The sequence below is a fragment of the Nocardiopsis sp. L17-MgMaSL7 genome, assembly GCF_003182025.1.
GTDB classification, from domain to species: Bacteria; Actinomycetota; Actinomycetes; order Streptosporangiales; family Streptosporangiaceae; genus Nocardiopsis; species Nocardiopsis prasina.
Genome location: NZ_QGTF01000002.1, coordinates 410845 through 431653 on the forward strand (window position 1 = coordinate 410845; position 20809 = coordinate 431653).

At 70.3% G+C, this 20809-nt stretch carries 19 protein-coding genes and 1 tRNA gene; 6 read left to right on the top strand and 14 right to left on the bottom strand.

Annotated elements, in window-relative coordinates; genetic code table 11:
- Positions 1-157 precede the first annotated feature (157 nt).
- The gene (locus tag BDW27_RS04465; protein ID WP_110048330.1) at positions 158-1741 is read left to right on the top strand and encodes a long-chain fatty acid--CoA ligase; all 1584 of its coding nucleotides are present in this window, start codon (positions 158-160) and stop codon (positions 1739-1741) included.
- Positions 1742-1912: 171 nt separating this feature from the next.
- On the opposite strand, the gene BDW27_RS04470 is transcribed toward BDW27_RS04465, so the two are convergent.
- From BDW27_RS04470 to BDW27_RS04495, 6 genes are all read right to left on the bottom strand, one after another.
- Complete coding sequence (locus tag BDW27_RS04470) at positions 1913-2806, bottom strand: carbohydrate ABC transporter permease (protein ID WP_017545257.1); 894 nt, start codon at positions 2804-2806, stop codon at positions 1913-1915.
- 45 nt (positions 2807-2851) lie between these two features.
- Complete coding sequence (locus BDW27_RS04475; RefSeq protein WP_017545256.1) at positions 2852-3751, bottom strand: carbohydrate ABC transporter permease; 900 nt, start codon at positions 3749-3751, stop codon at positions 2852-2854.
- Positions 3752-3811: 60 nt separating this feature from the next.
- The gene (locus tag BDW27_RS04480; protein WP_110048331.1) at positions 3812-5098 is read right to left on the bottom strand and encodes a sugar ABC transporter substrate-binding protein; all 1287 of its coding nucleotides are present in this window, start codon (positions 5096-5098) and stop codon (positions 3812-3814) included.
- Between the two features lie 154 nt (positions 5099-5252).
- Positions 5253-5738 (bottom strand): hypothetical protein, encoded by a 486-nt coding sequence (locus BDW27_RS04485; RefSeq protein ID WP_017545254.1) that lies wholly within the window; start codon positions 5736-5738, stop codon positions 5253-5255.
- Positions 5739-5919: 181 nt separating this feature from the next.
- The gene (locus tag BDW27_RS04490; protein ID WP_026129387.1) at positions 5920-7206 is read right to left on the bottom strand and encodes a cyclopropane-fatty-acyl-phospholipid synthase family protein; all 1287 of its coding nucleotides are present in this window, start codon (positions 7204-7206) and stop codon (positions 5920-5922) included.
- A gap of 86 nt (positions 7207-7292) precedes the next feature.
- On the bottom strand, positions 7293-8777 hold the full coding sequence (locus BDW27_RS04495; RefSeq protein WP_017545252.1) for an FAD-binding oxidoreductase: 1485 nt from the start codon (positions 8775-8777) through the stop codon (positions 7293-7295).
- Between the two features lie 270 nt (positions 8778-9047).
- On the opposite strand from BDW27_RS04495, the gene BDW27_RS04500 reads away from it, so the two are divergent.
- Positions 9048-9839 carry a glutamate racemase gene (locus BDW27_RS04500; RefSeq protein ID WP_110048332.1) on the top strand — a complete coding sequence of 264 codons (792 nt, stop codon included), beginning with the start codon at positions 9048-9050 and terminating at the stop codon, positions 9837-9839.
- Between the two features lie 34 nt (positions 9840-9873).
- Here the strand turns inward: BDW27_RS04500 and BDW27_RS04505 are convergent, their stop codons facing one another.
- Positions 9874-11685: a hypothetical protein gene (locus BDW27_RS04505; RefSeq protein ID WP_110048333.1), complete on the bottom strand. Its 1812-nt coding sequence runs from the start codon at positions 11683-11685 to the stop codon at positions 9874-9876.
- Positions 11686-11870: 185 nt separating this feature from the next.
- Here BDW27_RS04505 and BDW27_RS04510 point away from each other — a divergent pair, with 185 nt between their 5' ends.
- Together BDW27_RS04510 and BDW27_RS04515 are read left to right on the top strand one after the other, a co-directional pair.
- On the top strand, positions 11871-12218 hold the full coding sequence (locus tag BDW27_RS04510; RefSeq protein WP_017545249.1) for a hypothetical protein: 348 nt from the start codon (positions 11871-11873) through the stop codon (positions 12216-12218).
- Between the two features lie 194 nt (positions 12219-12412).
- Complete coding sequence (locus BDW27_RS04515; protein WP_026129386.1) at positions 12413-12937, top strand: DUF6315 family protein; 525 nt, start codon at positions 12413-12415, stop codon at positions 12935-12937.
- A gap of 183 nt (positions 12938-13120) precedes the next feature.
- Here the strand turns inward: BDW27_RS04515 and BDW27_RS04520 are convergent, their stop codons facing one another.
- The 6 genes from BDW27_RS04520 to BDW27_RS04545 form a co-directional block, all read right to left on the bottom strand.
- Positions 13121-15238: an ATP-dependent DNA helicase gene (locus tag BDW27_RS04520; RefSeq protein ID WP_110048447.1), complete on the bottom strand. Its 2118-nt coding sequence runs from the start codon at positions 15236-15238 to the stop codon at positions 13121-13123.
- A gap of 93 nt (positions 15239-15331) precedes the next feature.
- Entirely contained in the window at positions 15332-15805 is a 474-nt protein-coding gene (locus BDW27_RS04525; protein WP_110048334.1) for an SRPBCC family protein, read from the bottom strand.
- A complete protein-coding gene (locus BDW27_RS04530) occupies positions 15798-16148 on the bottom strand; it encodes a helix-turn-helix transcriptional regulator (protein WP_110048335.1) in 351 nt (116 codons plus the stop codon). The genes BDW27_RS04525 and BDW27_RS04530 overlap by 8 nt, the downstream gene beginning before the upstream one ends.
- A gap of 84 nt (positions 16149-16232) precedes the next feature.
- The gene (locus BDW27_RS04535; RefSeq protein WP_110048336.1) at positions 16233-16796 is read right to left on the bottom strand and encodes a DUF4291 domain-containing protein; all 564 of its coding nucleotides are present in this window, start codon (positions 16794-16796) and stop codon (positions 16233-16235) included.
- A gap of 46 nt (positions 16797-16842) precedes the next feature.
- Positions 16843-18063, bottom strand: coding sequence for a glutaminase A (gene glsA, locus BDW27_RS04540; protein WP_110048337.1), 1221 nt, complete (start codon positions 18061-18063; stop codon positions 16843-16845).
- Between the two features lie 323 nt (positions 18064-18386).
- Positions 18387-18459 (bottom strand) — tRNA-Ala (locus tag BDW27_RS04545).
- A gap of 202 nt (positions 18460-18661) precedes the next feature.
- Between BDW27_RS04545 and BDW27_RS04550 the strand changes: the two genes are divergently transcribed.
- Positions 18662-20194, top strand: coding sequence for an endonuclease/exonuclease/phosphatase family protein (locus BDW27_RS04550; protein WP_110048338.1), 1533 nt, complete (start codon positions 18662-18664; stop codon positions 20192-20194).
- A gap of 92 nt (positions 20195-20286) precedes the next feature.
- On the top strand, positions 20287-20520 hold the full coding sequence (locus tag BDW27_RS04555) for a hypothetical protein (protein ID WP_017545241.1): 234 nt from the start codon (positions 20287-20289) through the stop codon (positions 20518-20520).
- Here the strand turns inward: BDW27_RS04555 and BDW27_RS04560 are convergent.
- Positions 20492-20809: a metalloregulator ArsR/SmtB family transcription factor gene (locus BDW27_RS04560; protein ID WP_017545240.1), complete on the bottom strand. Its 318-nt coding sequence runs from the start codon at positions 20807-20809 to the stop codon at positions 20492-20494. The genes BDW27_RS04555 and BDW27_RS04560 overlap by 29 nt on opposite strands.

Genomic DNA, 20809 nt, shown 5'->3' on the forward strand with positions numbered 1-20809 from the left:
GGTGACCAGCGCACCGGTGGTTTTCCGGACCCTGCGCCCCTCCACACCGACCGCCCGGTTTGTTACTCTGCCGTCAAAGTGGCGCAGAACACGCGATCCAGGTCACACCTGGCATGCGTTTCACCTGTCCGGATTCACATGTCTGCGGGAGGCCCCCATGTTCAACCTGTCCGTGCTCCTTGAGGACGGCGCCCGTTCCGCGCCCGAGAAGGAGTGCCTGGTCTTCGGCGACACCCGGCTCAACTACGCGATCACCGACATGATCGCCAACCAGGTGGCCAACCTCCTGGTCTCCAGGGGGGTGCGCCCGGGCGACCGGGTGGCGCTGGCCAGCCCCAACCTGCCGTACTTCCCGTTCGTGTACTTCGGCGCGCTCAAGGCGGGGGCCGTGGTCGTCCCGCTGAACGTCCTGCTCACCCCGCGCGAGCTCGCCTACCACCTGGAGGACTCGGGCGCCAAGGCGCTCTTCGCCTTCACCGGAACCCCCGACCTCCCGCTGGGGCAGCGTTCCTTCGAGGCGTTCGGCCAGGTGGACGGCTGCGAGATCTTCGTGGACATGCCGGCCACCGCAGGAGCCACCGAGTCCACCATCGAAGGCGCCGAGACGATCTGGGCGGCCCTGGCCGGACAACCCGGCACCTTCGAGACCGTGCAGTCCGGGGCCGACGACACGGCCGTCATCATCTACACCAGCGGCACCACCGGCAAGCCCAAGGGCGCCGAGCTGAGCCACAACAACCTGATGATGAACGCGGTGGTCGCCTCCAACCTGGTCAACGCGCACCCCGACGGCCGCGACGTGTCCCTGACCGTCCTCCCCCTGTTCCACATCTTCGGGCAGACGGTGATGCTCAACGCGTCGCTGTACCGCCACGGCACCATGGTCCTCATGCCCCGCTTCGACGGGAACCAGGCGCTGGAGCTCATGCAGAAGGAGGGCGTCACCGGGTTCGCCGGCGTGCCCACCATGTACTGGGGTCTGCTCAACGCCGCCCAGCAGGCGGAGCCGGGGAAGTACGACCTGGAGGCCATCGCCCGCAACGTGGTCGACGCCGTCTCCGGTGGCTCGGCCCTGCCCGGCCAGCTCGCCGAGGACTTCACCAAGCTCTTCGGGGTGGGGATCAAGGAGGGCTACGGCCTGTCCGAGACCTCCCCGGTGGCCACCTTCAACAACCCCGCCACCGGCGCCAAGACGGGTTCCATCGGCCGCCCGGTGTGGGGTGTGGAGATGAAGCTGATCGACCCCGAGTGGAACGAGGTCGTCAGGGAGGGCGACAAGGAGCCGGTCGGCGAGATCGCGGTCCGCGGGCACCTGGTCATGAAGGGGTACCACGACCGCCCCGAGGTGAACGCCGAGGTCATCAGAGACGGCTGGTTCCGCACGGGCGACATCGCCCGCCGTGACGACGACGGTTTCTACTTCATCATCGACCGCTCCAAGGACATGATCATCCGTGGCGGCTTCAACGTGTACCCGCGTGAGGTCGAGGAGGTCCTGATGACCCACGCGGCGATCAGCCTCGCGGCGGTGGTGGGCGTCCCTCACGAGACCCACGGCGAGGAGATCAAGGCGTTCGTGATCCTCAAGGAGGGCACGGAGGTCTCCGCCGAGGAACTGACCGCGTTCGCCCGCGAGAGGCTGGCCGCGTACAAGTACCCGCGCCAGATCGAGTTCCGCTCGGAGCTGCCGATGACCTCCACCGGAAAGATCCTCAAGCGCGAGCTGCGCGACGCCGGGTGAGTGCCGGGGTGGGGAAGGCCGGTGTCCGGCCTCCCCCGCCGGCGCGGCCACGGGACGAGAGGCCGTCAGGCGTGCGGAGCCCAGAGGGAGACCACACGGGCCACCCCGCGTTCCACGCCCCTTCCGGGGCAGCGGGGCACCGGCCGACCACCCTCCGAAGTGAACCCCGGGCTACCCCTTGACGGCTCCCTGGACGAGCCCGGAGACCATCCAGCGCTGCACGAGGACGAAGAACACCATCACGGGGATGGTGATGATCGTGGAGGCCGCCATGACGTGCCCCCAGTCGTTGGCGTACTGCCCGAAGAACTGGCGCAGACCCACCGCCACCGTGTAGTTCGAGCTCTGCGTCATGAAGGTGAACGCCAGCACGAACTCGTTCCAGGCGACGATGAAGGAGAAGATCGCCGTGGCCACCAGGCCGGGGGCCACGAGCGGGAACAGCACCTTCCAGAACATCTGGGGCCAGGTGGCGCCGTCGATGTAGGCGGCCTCCTCCACCTCCTTGGGGACCGCCGCGACGAAGCCGCGCATCATCCAGACCGCCAGGGGCAGCGAAAGCGCCACGTAGACGATGCTCAGGCCGATCACCGTGTTGAGCATCTGGAGGTCGCGCACCTGGATGAACAGCGGGATGACCAGCGCCTCCAGGGGCACCATCTGCACGATGAGGATCATCACGAGCACGGCCGTGCGGAACCGGAAGCGAAAGCGCGCCACCGCCACGGCCGCGAGCATCGACAGCACGCAGGCGAAGGCGACGGTGATCCCGGCGACGGTCAGCGAGTTGCGCAGGTACGTGCCGAAGTTGCCCTCGGTCATGACGTAGACGAAGTTGTCGAGCGTGAACGAGGTGGGCAGCAGCGCCCCGGTCCCGGAGGTCGAGCTGTCCGAGAACGCGCTCATCAGCATGAAGTACACGGGGAACAGGGTGAAGAGCAGCAGCACGCTCACCCCGGCGGCCTTGCCGACCACGCGCCAGAGGCGGAGCGCTCCGCCCCGGCGCCGGGAGGCCCGTACCCGTGCCTCCCACTCGGAGGACGTGTCAGCGGTGTGCGTGTCCATCGGACCTCCTCGTGGGGGCGGGGTGCTGACGGCGTGCGGTGAGGGTCATCTGATCTCGTCCTCCCGGAACAGCGCGCGCAGGTAGACGACCGTGATCCCCAGCAGGAGCAGCGTGAGCAGGGCCGCGATGGCCGAGCCCATACCGAAGTCGTTCTGCCCGAAGGACCGCACGTACGCCCACACGCCCAGGTTGAGCATCTGGGAGCCGCCGACGTCACCGCCGGGCATCAGGTAGATCTGCGCGAACACCTTGAAGTCCCAGATGGTGGACAGGACCGTCACCACGGCGAACACCGGGCGCAGCGTCGGGAAGGTGACGTGCCAGAAGCGCTTCCACGCGCCGGCTCCGTCGATCCGGGCCGCCTCGTGCAGTTCCTTGGGGACCGTGAGCAGTCCGGCCAGGACCGTGACGGCGACGAACGGGAAGCCGCTGTGCACGATGTTGAGCGTCACGATCGCGTAGAACCAGAAGCGGTTGGCGAACCAGTTGTATCCGGAGGGCTCGATCAGGCCCAGGGACTTCAGGGCCTGCGCCACGACCCCCTGGTCCACGTCGAAGATCCAGATCCACACGTAGGTGCCGCTGACAGCGGGCATGGCCCAGGCCACCATCACGCAGGAGACCACGATGACCCGCGTGACGGGCTTCAGGTTGGCCAGCAGCAGGGCGACGAGCGTGCCCAGGACCACCGTCGTGACCACGGCGACCACGGCGAACACGACCGTGTTGACCAGGACGACGCGCCACAGGTACGGGTCGGTCAGCAGCGTGACGAAGTTGCCCAGGCCGACGAAGTCCGACTCCCCCGAGACCAGGTTGCGCAGCTTGAAGTCCCGGAAGGACAGCCACACGATCCGGCCGATGGGGAACAGCAGCAGGACGCCGATGACCCCGAGTGGGGGTACCAGGAGTGCCCAGGGCAGGAGGGCGCGCCGCCCCCGCATTCCCAGGAGCGGCGCGCGTCGACCGCTCCTGGGCGGCCGGACCGGTGTGGCGGGGCGCAACTAGTTTCCCTCGTTGAGGATGGTCTCGATGGACTCGGCGGCGCGGTCGGTGGCCTCCTCCACGGTCGCTTCGCCGTTGAGGATGTCCTGCTGCATGCCGACGATGATCCCCTCGGCCTCGACCTGCGACCAGGCGGGGACGGCCGGGGTGCTCCTGCCCGCCTCCAGCAGCTGGACGGCGAACGGCTCGACCAGCGGGTCACCGGAGTCGGCGTAGGCCTCGATCTCCGCCACCCCGGCCGGGAAGAAGCCGCTCTCCTCGCCCCAGCGGTCGAAGAACTCGCCCTGGGTGAGGAGGTCGACGTACTCCCAGCCGGCCTCCTCGTTGCCGGTGCCCTCGAACACCGACAGCAGGGAGCCGCCGGCGAAGGAGTCCGTGTACCCGTCCTCCTGGCCGGGCAGCACGAACGCGCCGAGCTTGCCCTCGAGGTCCGGGTTGGACTCGATGATGGCCTTCGGGTTGGAGCTGTTGGAGATCGCCATGATGGCGTCCTCGTCGGCGAGGGACTCCATGACGTCGATCTCGTTCCAGTTGACCGCGCCCGTGGTGGACAGGCCGTCCTCCAGGGAGAGGTTGGTGAAGAACTCGACCCCGGCTCGCCCCTCCGGGGAGTTGATGGTGGAGGTCCAGGTGCCGTCGTCCTCCTGGACCGCGACCTCACCTCCGCCGCCCCAGACCCACGGCATGACCGAGTACTGCGCCTGGCCGGGCACCGGGAAGCCGATCATGCCGTCCTCGGCCTCGGCGAGGTCGGTCGCGGTCTCGCGCAGTTCCTCCCAGGAGGTCGGCACCTCGTGGCCGTGCTCCTCGAAGATGTCCTTGCGGTAGATGATCGAGCGGATCGACGCGTACCAGGGCACCCCGTAGGCGGCGTCGTCGACGACGCCCATGGAGTACATCTCCTCCTGGAACCGGGAGGGGTCGTCGATGTACCCGGAGAGGTCGTGCAGGGCGCCCGCGTCCGCGAACTCCGGGGTGAAGGTGGTGCCCAGCTCGACGACATCGGGAACCGTCCCGCCCGCGATGGCCGTGGAGATCTTGTTCTGGGCGTCGGCCCAGGGCACGAACTCGACCTGGACGTCGATCCCGGTCTGCTCGGTGTAGGCCTCGTTGACCGCGTCGAAGAAGGCGCTGGCGTCCGGGTTGGTGCCCTCCATGATCCACACCTGGAGGGCGTCGGTGGCTCCGCCGCCGCCACCACCGCCGCCACAGGCTGTCGCCGCAAGCGCCAGCGTCAGTGTGGCCGCGGGGAGGGTGACGTACTTGTGTGCTCGTCTGCGGGCCATCGGCTCGCCTCCCGTTCCTTTCGAGGGTCCCGTGAGGGTTGGTAGGAAACCTACGTAAAGAAGGACGACTTGTGAAGTAAACCACTGCCACTTGTGTCTGACCTGTTAGGCGAGCGGTTCCGGCCGGGGATCGCGAGCGGCCCGACAGGCGCGGTCAGTCGCTCAGTCCGGTCACCTGGCGCAGGGTCGACACGAGTTCGGCGCGCTTGTAGACGGCGAGTCCGATGGCGGCGCAGAAGGCGGCGAGCATGTGCACGAACACCATGCGGTCGCCTTGGGCGAGGCGCTCGGCGGTCTCCTCCTCACCGATCGAGTGGGCCTCCCACGCGGTGGAGACGGCGAACTCCAGCTCAGGCGGCAGCATCTCCGCCACGGTGCGGGCCACGGCCTCGCGCGAGTCGGCGGGCTTCCACACCACGCCGGTCTCCTGGACGCGGCGTCCGAGGAAGGCCGCGATCACCCTGAGCTCGGACTGGACGTCGTCGACGTGGTCCACCGCCCGGGGGATGACCCGGTCCAGTTCCTCACTGTTGTGGTCCACGTAGGCGCTGATCAGCTCGATCGCGGTCTCCCTGACATGGTCCGGCAGGTCGTGCTCGGGTGTCGGGTCGCTCTGGTGCGCGTTGTCGTCGGAGGACACGGGGTGGGTCCCTTCATGCTGGATCTGATGGCTCCATGATGCCGCCTCGACGTCGTTGCGCGGCGCAGGCCGGGGCCGGGCGCGGGGGTGTCCGCGCAACGCGAACACCCCCGTGTGTGACAGCTGCCGTGAAGCGCCCGTCGCGGTGCTGGTCGGTCGATCGGGCAGCCGTCCGTGGGCGTCAGTAGTCCGGGCGCAGGGGCAGGTGAGCGTCGGTTCCGTCCAGCTTCACTCCCAGGATCTGGTGGAGCTGCACCACGTCCCGCTCGAAGCCCAGCACGCACCCGGCCATGTAGAGACGCCACACGCGCGCGGTGCCCTCCCCCACCTCGGCGACGGCCTTCTCCCAGTCGCGTTCGAGGTTGGCGCCCCAGTGGCGCAGAGTCAGGGCGTAGTGCTCGCGCAGGTTCTCCTGGTGGCGGATCTCGAAGCCCGCGTCGTTCATCGCGGTCTGGATCTGGGCGGGGCCCTCCAGCTCGCCGTCGGGGAAGACGTACTTGTTGATGACACCCTTGGTGTTCATGGGCTTGAGGTTGTTGCGGGGACGAGTGATGCAGTGGTTGAGCAGTCGCCCGCCCGGCACCAGCTTCGCGTTGAGCGAGGCGAAGTAGGGGTCCAGGTTCCTGGACCCGATGTGCTCGGTCAGCCCGATGGAGCTGATCCGGTCGAAGCTGCCGTCCGGCACGTCCCGGTAGTCCATGTGGCGGATCTCGGCGAGCTCGGTCAGCCCCTCCTGGGCGATCCTCTTCGCACCCCACTCCGCCTGTTCCTTGGACAGGGTCACGCCGACCGCCTTGACCCCGTGCTCACGCGCGGCGTGGCGCACCATGCCACCCCATCCGCAGCCCACGTCGAGCAGCCGCATGCCCTTCTCCAGGCCCAGCTTGCGCGAGACCAGGTCGTACTTGCGGAACTGGGCGCTCTCCAGGGCGCCGTCGAAGGAGCCCACCCGGTCCAGGGCACCGTCCTCCTCGTCGAAGACCGCGCAGGTGTAGGTCATCGACGGCCCGAGGACCATCTCGTAGAACTCGTTGGAGACGTCGTAGTGGTGGTGGATCACCTCGGCGTCGCGCTGCTTGGAGTGCCGCATCCCCCGCCCCAGCAGGGTTCCCTGACGCATCTCCTGGGGCGGCGGCGCCACCCGGTTCACGAACTTCACCCAGCCCACCGATCCCACGATGGCGAGGAGGTCGCGGGCGGTCACGTTGACGCCCTCGGCGAAGGTGAAGTCCGCCATGTGTCTGAGCGCCGTGTACATGTCGCCCTCCAGCTCCAGGTGGCCGGAGACGTAGGCCCGGGTCAGGCCCACGGCGTTGGGCGACTGGGCCAGGTAGTTGACGGCCACCGGGGTCCGTACGTTGACCGTGACCTCGCTGTCGGGGTCCCCCGCGGAGCTGCCGTCGTAGGCGGTGAACCGGATGGGCGCGTCGGGTCCGACGACACGCTCGAAGATCTCTGCAAGCCGCATGCTCATGTCCTTTTTCCCTCCCGTACGCGGCCCCTGCCCACAGGTCGCCGCCCGGCGGTGCTGTCGACTGCTCGGCGATGGGCTACTCAGCCGTTGCGTACGCACTTGGCGTACAGGTCAAGGAGCCGGCCCTGGGGGTCGTAGGTCTCCTTGAGGCCCGCGTAGTCGGCGCCGTTGTAGAGCGCCCAGAAGTCGTCCTCCGAGTAGAAGGAGTCCGAGTACAGGGACTTGTGGCCGCCCAACCGGGTGACCTCCTCCTCGACCCTGCGGTTGTGGTGCGCGCGGCGCTGGCCGGGTTCGGTGTCGACCAGACCCCAGAACCCGAAGTTCACATAGAGGCGGTCGTTCTCCAGGGGGTAGAGCGGCCAGACGTGCTCGTCGTCGGCGAGCCCGGCGCGGCGGGGCTCGCGGAGCCGGAGCGGGCACAACCACATGGGGGTCATGCCGATCTCCGCGTGGTAGAAGTCCAGGAACTCGGCCCCGTGCTCCACTCCGACCTCGATGTCCTGGATGAGGGGCTCCTGTTGCGGGCGGCCCCGGTAGTGGTTCAGGAGCCGGGAGAAGTCGGTGCGCCGGTCCCAGGCCACCAGCCTGCGGTAGACGTCGGAGCGTTTGAGGGAGCGCGGCCAGAACGGGCGCACGAACCGGTTCTGGGTACCGAAGGCCCGGGAGCACCAGAACCAGTCGGTGTCCCAGCGCCACAGGTAGTCGTGCACGGTGAGGTAGTCGCCGGGGCCCGTGGAACCGCCCTCCCGGTCGGCGTAGCGCGGGATCGAGCGGTAGTAGACGTCGTTGCCCGTGTAGTCGCTGGCCCAGGGGGCGTGGTCGGTGAACCGGGCCAACGTCAGGTACAGCTCGTCGGGGCCGAACACCACCCCGTCCACGAAGTCCACGGGCGACCCCTCGTGGGCCGCGTCGGAGCAGATCCGGGCGAGGGCGTCCATCGCTGCCGAGGAGTCGTGGAACCGCAGGTGGCGCAGGTGCACGTAGGGGGACACAGGGTCGAGTTCCACCCGCAGGCGCAGGGCGTACCCGAGCGTGCCGTAGGAGTTGGGGAAGCCGTGGAACAGGTCGCTGTGCGCGTTGTCCCGGGTGGCGGTGACGACCTCCCCGGAGCCGGTGAGGATCTCCATCTCCTGGACCGACTCGTGCGGGAGGCCGTTGCGAAAGGAGGAGGACTCGATCCCGAGTCCGGTGACGGCCCCGCCCAGGGTGATGGTGCGCAGCTGCGGCACGACCGTGGGCATGAGCCCGTGCGGGAGGGTCGCGGCGACCAGCTCCTCGTAGGTGGTCATGCCGCCGACGTCGGCCAGGCGCTCGACGGGGTCGATGGAGATGACCCCGGAGAAGGCCGAGACGTCCAGCGCCGGGGCGGAGGACTCCTCGCGGAACCGGAACAGGTTGGAGGTCGGTTTGGCCAGCCGGACCGGGGCGCCCTCGGGAAGGGCCCGGTAGTCGCGCCGCAGCCGCTGGACCGCCGCGACGTGTTCCGCCAGCCCCGTACCGGCCGACGGCCCCCGTGGGGACCGGGGGCCGGAGTTGGAGGTCGTACCGGGCTGTTTCGGAGTCATACCGGGTTCCCCTGAACTGTTGACGGCGCACAGCTTGGGTCGGCCAGGACCGGTGGTGGCATGCCTCGGCAGGCCGATCCCCTCAGTTCTACCTATCGGTATCGGTCCACGGCCACCCCATTTCGGTACGTGTCTTACCCACTCTCGGGCACGGACGAAGAAGCCACCGAAGGCGGGAACGGGGGCCTTCGCGGCGTCCGAACCCCTCGGTTCCGCCCTTACCTGCGGTGATACGAGGGTTACGGCGGGGGCCGCATAGGATGCGGTTCCATGCGCATCGCTCTCGTTGACTCCGGTATCGGCATGTTGTCCACGGCCGCCGCCCTGCACGCCGCCCGGCCCGACGCGGACCTCTACCTGTCCATGGACCCGGACCACATGCCGTGGGGCCGTCGTACCCCGGAACAGGTGATCGACCGGGCCGTGGCCGGTGCCCGTGCCGCCCTGGACGCGGCGGGTTCCCTGGACGCGGTGGTGGTGCCGTGCAACACGGCGTCGGTGCACGGGCTGAACCGACTGCGCACGGAGCTGGAGCCGGACATCCCGGTGATCGGGACCGTCCCGGCCATCAAACCGGCGGCGGCCGCCGGCACGCCCATCGCGGTGTGGTCCACCGAGGCCACCACCAGCAGCGCCTATCAGAAGCGGCTCGTGGAGACCTTCGCCCGGGACGTGGCCGTGACCCAGGTCGCCTGCAAGGGCCTGGCGGAGGCGGTGGAGTCCGCCGATCCCGCCCTGATCAGTGACGCGGTCGCGTACGCGGCCTCGCTGACGCCACCGGAGGTCAGGGGTGTGGTGCTGGGCTGCACGCACTACGACCTGGTCGGCGAGGAGATCTCCAAGGCGCTGTCCGGCAGGGCGGACCTGTTCACCGCGGACCGCGCCGTGGCCGCCCAGACCCTGCGCAGGATGGGCGCGACCGACGAGGCCGGTGAGGGCTCCCCCGAGGCCACCCCCGCCGACCGACCGGGGCGGGTCACCGTCCTGGCCAGCGGCCGACCCGCGCAGCTCCCCCCGGCGGCCCTGACCTACCCGGCGGGCCGCTCACTCCTGCCTCACTGACCCCGGCGCCGACGTCGGCACCTGGGTGGAGCGATCAGCCTCCGACCCCGAACCGCACCGCCCCCGCGGCCTCCTGCGGCTCCCGGGCGGGCGGATGGTCCGGCACCTGCGGGTGGTCCCCGACCTGCGGGTGCGCGGGCGCGGGCCGGTGTTCACGCACCGGCGGGTACTCCGGGACCGACGGGTGTTCGACCGCCTGCGGGCGGCTCGGAGCCGGATGCTCCTCCCACACCGGCGCGTCGTCCGGGACCTGCCGCGGGTCGTCGACCCCCGGGTGGTCCGGAACCGACCGGCGACCACTCACCAGCGACTGTTCCGGAAGCGACCCTCGATCCGGGACCAGCGCGCCGGCGGCCAGCGTGCGGACGAGGTCGCGAACCCCGGCGGTGTCGTTGTCATGCAGCAGTGTCTCCAGCAGCGACAGGGCGGCGCGCTGGTCGCCCGGCTGCTCGCGGACGTGGCGCCACTGGGGTTCGGTGGCCACGTCGGACAGCATCAGGGTGCGGCCCACCTGCCCGAGCGCGCTCAGCAGCGCGGAGTCGTGCGGTCGCTCCATGAGCGCCACGTTCACCTGCTCGGCCTGCTGCTCGGGGTTGACCTCCTCGGCCTTCTGCGCACGGAGGAACTCCAGGATGCCCCCGGAGGGGGCCAGGGGAAGGATGGCCTCCATCCCCCGCACCATGGACCTCACCTCCGTCAGGTCACCGGTGATCTCCTCGGCGCCGCCGAGTTCCCGGATGAGGCGTTCGGCCCGCTGCGCGGAGCACTCGGCGACCCACCGCGCACCGCGACCGCTGGCCAACCGGGACGCGGACAGGGCGAGTTCGGCGCCCCGGCGGGGCGCCCCCACCCGCTCGAAGTACCGGGACCAGGTGGTCACGCGTACGCCCAGTCGCCAGTCGTTGCGGACGCTCCCCTGGCAGACCAGGTTCTCCACCGCCTCCACCCACGCCGAACGCAGCTTCGGGTAGGTCTCGGCCTCCTCCACGGTGGGCAGGAGGCCGATGGCCTGGCGGGCGTCGCACAGCCCCAGGCGGGCCAGCCAGGACAGCAGCCGGGCGCGCTCGAAGCGGATCATCCGCAGCAGGGCGGCGCGACGCGGGTTGGCGGAGGAACCGTCCCCGCCCCTGCCGCCCAGGTCGAGCTCGGCCTCCATCCGGTCCAGGGCGTCCAGGGCGTCGGTGTGCTTGTCCTGGTGACGCAATGCCCTGACCAGGGCGAAGACACCCTCAGCGCCGAGCACGGCCGGACCGGTGGCGGTGTGGTCGTAGCGGCGCAGCTCGGCCTCGGCGCGGTCGGCCTGACCCTCGTCGATGAGCAGGTGGACGCGGGCCAAGGTGAAGCCGGGCCAGGCCGGGGTGCCCTCCCAACCGGACAGGCGCCGGGCGGAGAGGAGTTCGCGGCGCTGGTCGGTGGTGCCCCTGGCGTCGATGTTGGCGTGGCAGCGGACCAGGGTCTCCAGGGCGGAGACCGGCAGCGGCCCGTACCGGTTCGGTGCGGGCTCGTCCTCGACCACGGCTTTGGCCTGGTCCAGGGCGCGACGCCCCTCCGCCAGCGCGCCCACCCGCACGGCGAGCGGCCAGTGCGCCAGGAAGAACAGGGTCGGCGGGCCGAACACCCCCGGGACCGAGGCCGGAACCGCCGTGGGCGCGGGGTTGTCGGACTTCGCGGCCTCGGCGACGAGGCGGCGGGCGGTGCGCATCGCCGACCTGGCCAGCGCCTCCACCTTGACCGCGTCGCCCGCCTCGCTGAGTACGGGCAGCTCTGCGACGGCTTCGGCGAGTTCGTCCTGACCGGCGGCGCGGAGTTGGCGTCCGGTCTCCCCCACCCATGTCCACATCGTCATGGTGTCTCCCCCCTGTGCCATGTGCGACAGAACGTAGCAGCGTGGTGACAGGGCTGTCTGGCGAACGCGCAAACCCGCTGCCACTCGGGCGCTCTGGCCCCTGTGCGGCTGGATCACGGCGGATAGACTCGGAGGCGGCCAGCGAGCGGCTGGCTCAGGGCGGCACGAGGGAGACATGAGCGCCGATGGGATGGCGAGACCGGTTCGGACTCCGCAAGGCCAATCGCAAGGGCAAGGCCCGTTTCGACCGCGCCTCCGAGGATTCGGACATCAAGGCGCTGATCGAGTTCGCCAAGAGCCGGGTGGGGGTGGAGTTCTTCGTGGAGCCCGAAACCTTCGCCACACGGGCCACCGCTGTCGCCGTCGCCACGGACGGGGAGTGGATCCGACGGCGCTGCGGTTCCCCCGAGGTGCTCCGCAAGGTGGCGAGCAACCTGGCCAAGCCCGCGTACGACGTACAGATCGTGGGCTATCCGCAGCGCATGCGCGACTGGACCGAGCGGAACAAGCGCGGCCTGTCCATGGACGACTGACCCCCGAGCAGTGCGGGCGGAGCATACCGCCCCAAGGTGAGACCGGCCACGTCCACACCCCCTCTGAGCACGTCCGAAACCCGTCAGCCGGTCATTTTGGGCATTGATGACGAGTCCTTGCCGCGACTTCCTCGCCGAACGGGTTCCCTAACGACCTCCATCCGTCGCATACTCGCCTGGGAGGGGGGACTCTGATGAAGCAGGATCTCACTGCCTTGTGTTGCGAATGCGGCATGGTTCGCGAGGTGAGCGACCACCAGAGTGTCGGCGAGGCACAGTCCGCGTACGGGCTGGCCCGCTGCGTGGTCTGGCGCAAGTGCCGCCCGTGCGGCTACCGCACCTACCACGCCTACCTGCGAGCCGACGAGGAACGCGACGAGCTGGAGGACGCCCTGCGGCTCGACGGCGCACTGGCCGCCGAGGCACTCGACGAGGAGGTCGAGCAGCTCCGGCTGTGCGGGGTCGAGATCGGTCACGCCCCCGTGCCGGCGATCTGGGACGGCCAGTCCGTCGGCATGGTGACCCAGCGACTCACCGACCACGCCTACTCGATCGTGCTCGACCCCGAGGCGTCGGTGGTGTCCCGGCTCAAGCTCATCGACATGATGTGGAACGAGCTGCTGGTGGGCGATCACGACGACCGGTGGCAGATCCAGGAGCCGGAGGACGACTCCCCCGGGTACGCGGTCCGGCTCTTCGGCTACCGCACACGCGGCTGATCCGGCGGGGACGCCGGAACAACACGGACAGCGCGAGGGCGCGGGGTACGAGGCCCCGGCTCGATCTCGGCGACGGCAGCGGCCGGGCACCCCAGGGGAGCCCGGCCTCCGTCGTGTGACCCCGTCCCCCCGCTCGGCACGCGCGGCCGGACCGGCCCCCGGCGGCGGCGAGCGTCAGCGCGATCAGGCGGCCGACTCGTCCTGCCCCGCCGCGGCCTTCTCGGCCAGACGTCGCAGGGCCGAACGGGCGACCTCGGGGTCGGCCGTCCCCCAGTAGGGCGGCAGGGAAGCCCGCAGGAACCCCCCGTACCCGGCGGTGGCCAGTCTCGGGTCCAGGACGGCGATCACCCCCCGGTCGTCAGTGGAGCGCAGGAGGCGACCGGTGCCCTGAGCCAGCAGCAGCGCGGCGTGGGTGGCCGACACCGACAGGAAGCCGTTGCCCCCGTGCGCGGAGACGGAGCGCTGGCGTGCGGAGGCCAGCGGGTCGTCGGGGCGCGGGAAGGGGATGCGGTCGACGATCACCAGTTGGAGCGAGGGGCCCGGCACGTCCACGCCCTGCCACAGGGACAGGGTGCCGAACAGGCAGGAGCGCGCCTCCTCGGAGAAGCGGCGGACCAGTTGCCCGGTGGAGTCCTCGCCCTGGCACAGGATGGGCTGGTCCAGGCGCTCGCGCAGTTCGTCGGCGGCCTGCTGGGCGGCACGCATCGAGGAGAACAGGCCGAGGGCGCGGCCGTCGGAGGCCTCGATGAGCTCGGCGATCTCGTCGAGGTAGGCGTCGGAGAGTCCGTCGCGGCCGGGTTTGGGCAGGTGGCGGGCGACGTAGAGGATGCCGCTGCGGCCGTGGTCGAAGGGCGACCCGACGTCCAGGCCGCGCCAGCGCGGCTCACCGGCGGCCCGGTGCGGACCGTCCTCGTCGGCGTCCTGCGTCGTCTCGGCCTCCGGGGCGCCCGGGGACGGGGCGGACTCGGTCACGGCTCCGTCGCGGGCGGCCCGTTCGGCGGCCTCCTGGGTGACCTCGCGGCCCAGCCCCCACTGGCGGGCCAGGGCGCCGAAGTCGCCGCCCAGGGTGAGGGTGGCGGAGGTGAGCACCACGGTGCGGTCGCCGAAGAGCTTCTCCCGGAGCAGACCGCCCACGCCGAGCGGGGCGACGTTGAGTGTCGGCGGGCGCGCGGGGGCCTTGGTGAGCCAGACGATCTCGGTGCGGTCGCGCAGCGGCGGCTCGAAGGACTCCAGGACCCGTTCGGCCGCCTCACGGACCTCGGCGAGCGCGGCCAGGGCCAGGCGGCGGTCGGAGGCGGTGTCCGGGTCGAGCTCGCCCGGGGAGGGGCCGATCGCGGCGACGCAGGCGGCGGAGGCGTCACGCGCCGCCGCCACGGCCCCCGCGAGGCCCTCGTCGATGTGGTCCAGCCGCCCCTCGGGCACCTCGGTGAACATCAGGGCCAGCCCGTCCGCGCACTCGCTGAGCCGTTCACTGATCCCCGGTTCGACCAGGCGGGCGGCGCGCTTGGCGGCGGTGGTGACGCTGCGCTCGGTGAGGGTTCCGGTGGCCACGGAGGTGGCGCGGTCGACGAGTTCGTGCGCCTCGTCGATCATGATCGTGTTGTGCTCGGGCAGGATGTGGTAGCCCTGCGACATGTCGATGGAGAGCATGGCGTGGTTGGTGACCACCACGTCCACCCCGGTGGTGGCCTCGCGGGCGAACTCGGCGAAGCACTCCTGGCCGAAGGAGCACACGCGGGCGCCCATGCACTCGTTCCCGCCCACGGAGACCTGGCGCCAGGCCAGGTCGCTCACGCCGGGCACGAGTTCGTCGCGGTCTCCGGTGAGGGTCTCCTCCGCCCACTCGTGCACGCGGGCGACCTGGCGGCCCAGTGACGAGAGCTGGCGGGCATCGAACAGTTCGCTGCCCTCGGCCTCCTCGTCCGAGGCGGTCTGCATACGGTTGCGGCACAGGTAGTTGCGCCGCCCCTTGAGTACCGCGAACGTGGGTTCGCGGTGCAGCAACGGTGACAGCGCTCGGGCCAGGCGCGGCAGATCGCGGTCGATCAGCTGGTTCTGGAGCGCGATGGTCGCGGTGGAGACGACCACGGTGGTCTTCGTCGCCATCGCGTGTCTGATCGCGGGCACCAGGTACGCCAGGGACTTGCCGGTGCCGGTACCGGCCTGGACCACCAGGTGTTCGCGTTCTTCGACCGCCTCGGCGACGGCGGCTGCCATGGTCTGCTGGCCCTCTCGGCTGCTGCCGCCCAGGGCCTTGACGGCCGCGCCGAGCAGAGTGGGAACGTCGGGGAGATCTGCCACGGATCGACAGTACCCGTCGGTGACGACAGGTTCGGCGTCGTCCACAGGCACGGTTCGCGGCCCGGCCCGGCCGCCGGGCGGCGAACCCCGGGTTCAGACCAGGGTGCGGACCAGCGCCTCCAGCTGGTCCATGGACTGCCCGGCGCCGGTCTCCATTCCGGAGGCGAGCATGCCGTCCCGGTCCTCCACGCTCTGGAAGACGGCGGTGGAGGTGTACCTCGTGCCTCCGTCGGCCTCCTCCAGGCGGTGGGTCTCCATCAGGACGTGCCCGGGCATGCCCTCGAACTCGAAGGTCTGGGTGTAGCTCTCGGGCGCGCTCACGTCGTGGATGACGCCGTGGAAGGCGTACTCCTGTCCGTCCGTGTCGCGCTCAACGATCCGCCAGTTCCCCTGGGAGCGGAAGTCGTACCGGTCGATGACGGTCTCGGTGTCCTTGAGGCCCCACCACTTCGGCAGCAGTCCGGGGTCGGTCATGGCACGGAAGACGACGTCGCGTGGTGCGTCGAAGGTGCGGGTCATCACGATGTCCTGACGGCCCGGCTCGGCGACGATCCTGAGGTCACTCATGGCTCTGCTCTCCTCCGGTACGGCTCTGTAGCCTTCGTATTTCCTCATCCAGGCGGGCGAAGCGTCCCTCCCAGTGGTCCCGGTAGCGGTCCACCCACTCGTTGACCTGCTCCAACGGCGCTGACTCCAAACGGCAGGGGCGCCACTGGGCGTCTCGCCCCCGGGTGATGAGTCCGGCCCGTTCCAGGACCTTCAGGTGTCGGGAGACCGCTTGGAGGCTGATGTCGAACGGGTCCGCCAGGGTGTTGACGGTGGCCTCGCCCTCCGCGAGCCGGGCGAGGATCGCCCGACGGGTGGGATCCGCCAGTGCGGCGAAGGTAAGGCTGAGCGGGTCGTCCGCCATCTGTGCATTCAACCTCTCTGTTAATCAACCAACATGTTGATTATGCGCCCGGCCCCTGCCCCGCGTCAAGACCCGTCCCGGTCTCTAGCGTTCGATCCCGAGCCTCGCCGCGGTTCCGCCCGGGACCGGGTAGACCCGCTCCGGAGGCAGCAGGCGCCGGGCCCTGGCCACCCGGCCCGAGCGCACCGCCTCGGAGATCCTGCGCGTCCGTTCGGTGATGTCGGTCAGCCCCACGACCCACTCCTCGGCGAAGCTGGTGATGAGCCCCCGGCCCACGCCCACCTGAATGCTGTAGTGGTTGAGCGCCGCACCGCGCAGCGAGCGCTCCGGGTCCCACTGGACGTGCACGGCCGCTCCGGCGACCACGTCCGGCGCCGAGGTGGTCAGCGCCGCCGCCAGCGCCTCCTCCCATCCCTCACGGGTGATCCGCACCGCCAGCACACGCTCCTGACCCGGCTTGCGGGCCCAGTTGCTCCGGTGCATGAGCCACAGGAACGACGGTTTGATCCACGTCATCCGCTTGAGGGAGAACGGCGGAACGAACCGACCGGCCCGCAGCGCGGGGTCAGCGACCGCCGAGGAGTAGGCCTGGTAGACCACGATCGTCCGGTCGTCGAAGTCGGCGCGCACCTGGCGTTGGGTCTGCATGCGGATCAGACTTCCAAGCGCCTCGTGCCCACCGCAAGAGAATTCCTCAGGACCGGCGGACACCCCTGGGGTCGCTCACCGTGGCGTCGACTCCGGCGTCGGCCAGCTCGGAGAGTTCGGCGGCCAGCAACGACCTGGCGGCGTCGCTCAGCCCGGACACCCGCTCCAGGGCCACGCTCACCGATGTCACCCGCGCGTCGTCGATGGCCTCCTCCAACCGGGACACGATCTGTTCGGCAGCGAGGAAATCGATCTCACCCCGCAACCGCACGTCGAGCCGGCTCCCGTCCCTGGTCACGCTGTGCATCGGCGAGGGCGGCTCCGAGGGAGTCTGGAGCATGTGCAGGTCGTAGTCGTCGGAGAGCCGCTCCAGCGCCGCCACCCCGCGCACGCTGTTGCCCGCGTCGTCCAGCGGCGGGCTGAACACCCCCACACCGAAGGCGCCCGGAGCGGCCGCGAGGATGCCGCCGCTCACCCCGCTCTTGGCGGGGATGCCGACCCGCAGCCCCCACTCCCCCGCGCGGTCGTACATGCCGCAGCTGGACATGATCGAGAGGGTGTGCCGCGCGGTGCGCTGGGAGACCACGCGCTCCTCGGTCACCGGGTTGACCCCGCCAACCGCCAGGGTCGCGGCCATGACCGCCAGGTCGCGCACGGTCACACTGAGGGAGCACTGGCGGAAGTAGTCCCGCACGGCGTCCTCGACCTGCCCCACCAGCACGCCGCCGGCCAAACTCAGGTACCCGAGGGCACGGTTCCGGTGCCCGGTCTCGGCCTCGGAGCGGAACACGTCCTCGTCCACGTCCAATGCGCGACCGGCGAAGGACGACAGGACCGAGCGGATGCGGTCGAAGCGTCTGTCGGGCTCCGCGCTCTCCACCAGGGAGGTGGTCACGATGGCCCCGGCGTTGATCATCGGGTTCTCGGGACGACCGTGCTCGTCGAGGCTGATCGCGTTGAAGGGCTCGCCGCTGGGTTCGGCGCCGACATGTCCGTGCACCGTGTCCAGCCCGAGCTGCTCCACGGCGATCGCGTACACGAAGGGCTTGGAGATCGACTGGATGGTGAACGGGAGTTCGGACTCCCCCACGCAGTAGGAACGGCCGTGCGCGCTCACCGCGGCGATCCCGAACTGTCCAGGGTCGACGCCCGCCAGTTCGGGGATGTAGTCGGCCACCCGGCCGCCGGTGAGTCCGGCGACCTCCTCGCGGATCTTGTCCAGCACCTGGCTGACCGGGCTGGTCTCGTCGGCGGAGTCGTGGTCCATCCGCCCAGTCTAGGAAGGCGGGAGCGCGCACCGTCCCCGGCCACGCGGGCCAGTCCGTGGAACGGGCCGAGTTCTCCGGAAACGGACGCTTGGAGGTCGTGATCGCGGGGGAACCGGGGCGGCCGGGGGCGTGAGCTCCCGGGAGCGCGCACCGGGCGGCTTGGGGGGCGTCCCCTCGGAGAAACGACGATACGACCCGGCAGGGTGACGCGGTGGGTGAGCCCCAGAGAGCGCAATCCGCAGGGCTTGGGGGCCTCCCCCTGGAAACAGGAACGGACCGCGGCGAGGAGGACGACGTCCCCCGAGCAGCGGCCCGTTTCTCGTGGAGCTATGGGGATTCGAACCCCAGACCTCCTCCATGCCATGGAGGCGCGCTACCAACTGCGCCATAGCCCCGTGTGCCTTGCGGCAACGGTTCGATTCTATCGGATGTCCGGCGGTGCCGTGAACATCTTTCGAGTCACACCGCGGGCGTTCGACGCCGGTCCGAGTTCACCGGGTCTTCAGACGAGACACCCCCATGTTGGACATGCCCGTTTCCGGGGTATCGGATGGTGGCTTGAGTCTGGAAATCCCCCGAACGAGAGGCTTCCCCCGGATGCGTGTCCGTTTCCTGATCCCGACGGTGCTCACAGCACTCCTCCTGGCGCTGGGGGCGTTCCCCGTGTCCGCCGCACCGCAGGGCACCCTGTCCCTGGCCGAGGGTGAGGACTTCACCTTCGCCTACTCCACTTCCGAGCCGCACGCCACCAACTGGATCGGGCTCTACCGCTCGTCCGGCGGCGGGCCCGTGGAGGAGGAGTACGTTGCCCCCTCCCTCGTCTGGGAGTACGCACCCGAGGCCGAAGGGACCGTGCGGCTGTCCGCGGACTCCCTGGAACCCGGCTCCTACACCGCCTTCTTCCTGGCACGTGACGGCTACGCGTGGCTGGCCGAACCGATCGAGGTGCGGCTGTCGGACGAGGGGTCGATCTCTTTCCCGGTGGAGGAGGCCACGCTGCACAACGCCCGCCAGGGTCAGGCCTACGAGGCGCGCCTGGGCGGACTGGTCTCGGGTGCGGGTGCCGAGTTCACGAAGGTGAGCGGGGACGCCTGGGTCGAGGTGGCCGCGGACGGAACCCTCTCGGGCACCCCGCGCGCCTCGGCGCGACGTGAGCCGGGTGTCTCCCGCCCCGACCGCTCCTCGGCGATGGTGACGGTGGAGGCCACCGGCGAGGACGGCTCCTCCGCACGCCTGGACGTCACCATCCCCGTGCGCCGCCACAACGAGCCGCTGGTCGACGAGTTGGGCGTCATGAGTCTCAACACCTGGCACGGCGGCACGCAGGTCAACGGCTACCACGAGAAGCAGGTGCGCTTCCTGCTGGAGAGCGGTGCCGACGTCGTCGGGCTCCAGGAGACGCAGGGCACGCACGCGGCCCGGCTGGCGCAGGCCCTGGGCTGGCACCACTGGCAGGGGTCGGGCAGTCTCGGGGTGATCAGCCGGTACCCGATCGTGGAGGAGTACGGCGAGGTCAACGCCTCCGGCGGCGTGCGGATCGCGCTGGACGGCGAGGAGTCCCAGGTCAACCTGTGGAACGTGCACCTGGGGTACACCCCCTACGGTCCCTACGACTTCTGCTTCGACGGCATGGACGTGGACCGGGTCCTGGAGCGTGAGGCGGAGTCGGGTCGTACCCCGCAGATCACCGACACCCTGGCCGCGATGTCCGACCAGGTCGACGCCGCCGACGAGGTACCGGTACTGCTCGTGGGTGACTTCAACGCGCCCTCGCACCTGGACTGGACCGAGGAGCTGAGGGAGAAGAACTGCGGGTACGCGGACGTGCCGTGGCCGACCTCGGTGCTGCCGACGGAGGCCGGGTTCACGGACTCCTACCGTGTGGCCCATCCGGACCCGGTGAGCTCTCCGGGCCTCACCTGGTCACCGCTCTTCCCGTTCCACGAAGGCTCGACCGGCCCCGTGGAACCGCAGGACCGGATCGACTTCGTCTACCACGCCGGTGATCTCACGGTCCGGGAGTCGCACGACCTGGTCGTCGGGGACCCCGCCCCGGCGCCGGGGCACGCCGACAACGAGTGGACCACGGACCACGCCGCGGTGCTGACCTTCTACTCGCTCACTTCCTAGGCGCTCCGCCCCTCCCCGGACCGGGGAGGGGCGCGCGGGACTCCCGTACCTTGGGACGACGGCGCCCAGACGTCCCGGGAAAGGGGGTCCGAGTGAGCGACGAAGGAAACCCGCACGTCGCCGCCCTGCTCCGTTGGGAGGAGCACGGTGCCCTGTGGCGCGTGGTGGCACGCACCGGCAGCACCGTGACCGTGTCGATGCTCACCTGTGACGGCGGCACCGAGGTGGACCGCGTCACCTCGGACGACCCCGAACTCCTCTCCTTCCTCGGTCAGCGGACCAGCTCCGAGGAGCCCCTCAGCCCCGATCCTCGGCGATCGACCTGATCCCCTCCAACCTGCGGTCCCAGGCGGCGGCGATACCGCGCAGGTCCCGCCCCACCTCGTCGAGGCGGGCGCCCTCCACCTCGTGAAGGACCGAGCGCCCGCTGCGCCTCGTGCGCACCAGCCCGACGGTGCGCAGGACCTCCAGGTGCTTCACGATCGCCTGCCGGGAGACGGGCAGTTCCCGGGCCAGCTCCGAGGCCGAGGCGGGCTCCCGGCCCAGCCGGACCAGGATGCTCCACCGGGTGTCGTCCCCCAGAGCGGCGAAGACCGGAGGCAGTGCGGTGTCCAC

Coding starts and splice junctions, on each gene's coding strand:
- glsA (WP_110048337.1), bottom strand. CDS start 18,063: ATGGACCACGACTCCGCCGACGAGACCAGCCCGGTCAGCCAGGTGCTG.
- BDW27_RS04475 (WP_017545256.1), bottom strand. CDS start 3,751: ATGCGGGGGCGGCGCGCCCTCCTGCCCTGGGCACTCCTGGTACCCCCA.
- BDW27_RS04495 (WP_017545252.1), bottom strand. CDS start 8,777: ATGACTCCGAAACAGCCCGGTACGACCTCCAACTCCGGCCCCCGGTCC.
- BDW27_RS04470 (WP_017545257.1), bottom strand. CDS start 2,806: ATGGACACGCACACCGCTGACACGTCCTCCGAGTGGGAGGCACGGGTA.
- BDW27_RS04505 (WP_110048333.1), bottom strand. CDS start 11,685: ATGACGATGTGGACATGGGTGGGGGAGACCGGACGCCAACTCCGCGCC.
- BDW27_RS04490 (WP_026129387.1), bottom strand. CDS start 7,206: ATGCGGCTTGCAGAGATCTTCGAGCGTGTCGTCGGACCCGACGCGCCC.
- BDW27_RS04515 (WP_026129386.1), top strand. CDS start 12,413: ATGAAGCAGGATCTCACTGCCTTGTGTTGCGAATGCGGCATGGTTCGC.
- BDW27_RS04530 (WP_110048335.1), bottom strand. CDS start 16,148: ATGGCGGACGACCCGCTCAGCCTTACCTTCGCCGCACTGGCGGATCCC.
- BDW27_RS04465 (WP_110048330.1), top strand. CDS start 158: ATGTTCAACCTGTCCGTGCTCCTTGAGGACGGCGCCCGTTCCGCGCCC.
- BDW27_RS04550 (WP_110048338.1), top strand. CDS start 18,662: ATGCGTGTCCGTTTCCTGATCCCGACGGTGCTCACAGCACTCCTCCTG.
- BDW27_RS04480 (WP_110048331.1), bottom strand. CDS start 5,098: ATGGCCCGCAGACGAGCACACAAGTACGTCACCCTCCCCGCGGCCACA.
- BDW27_RS04500 (WP_110048332.1), top strand. CDS start 9,048: ATGCGCATCGCTCTCGTTGACTCCGGTATCGGCATGTTGTCCACGGCC.
- BDW27_RS04525 (WP_110048334.1), bottom strand. CDS start 15,805: ATGAGTGACCTCAGGATCGTCGCCGAGCCGGGCCGTCAGGACATCGTG.
- BDW27_RS04535 (WP_110048336.1), bottom strand. CDS start 16,796: ATGCAGACCCAACGCCAGGTGCGCGCCGACTTCGACGACCGGACGATC.
- BDW27_RS04510 (WP_017545249.1), top strand. CDS start 11,871: ATGGGATGGCGAGACCGGTTCGGACTCCGCAAGGCCAATCGCAAGGGC.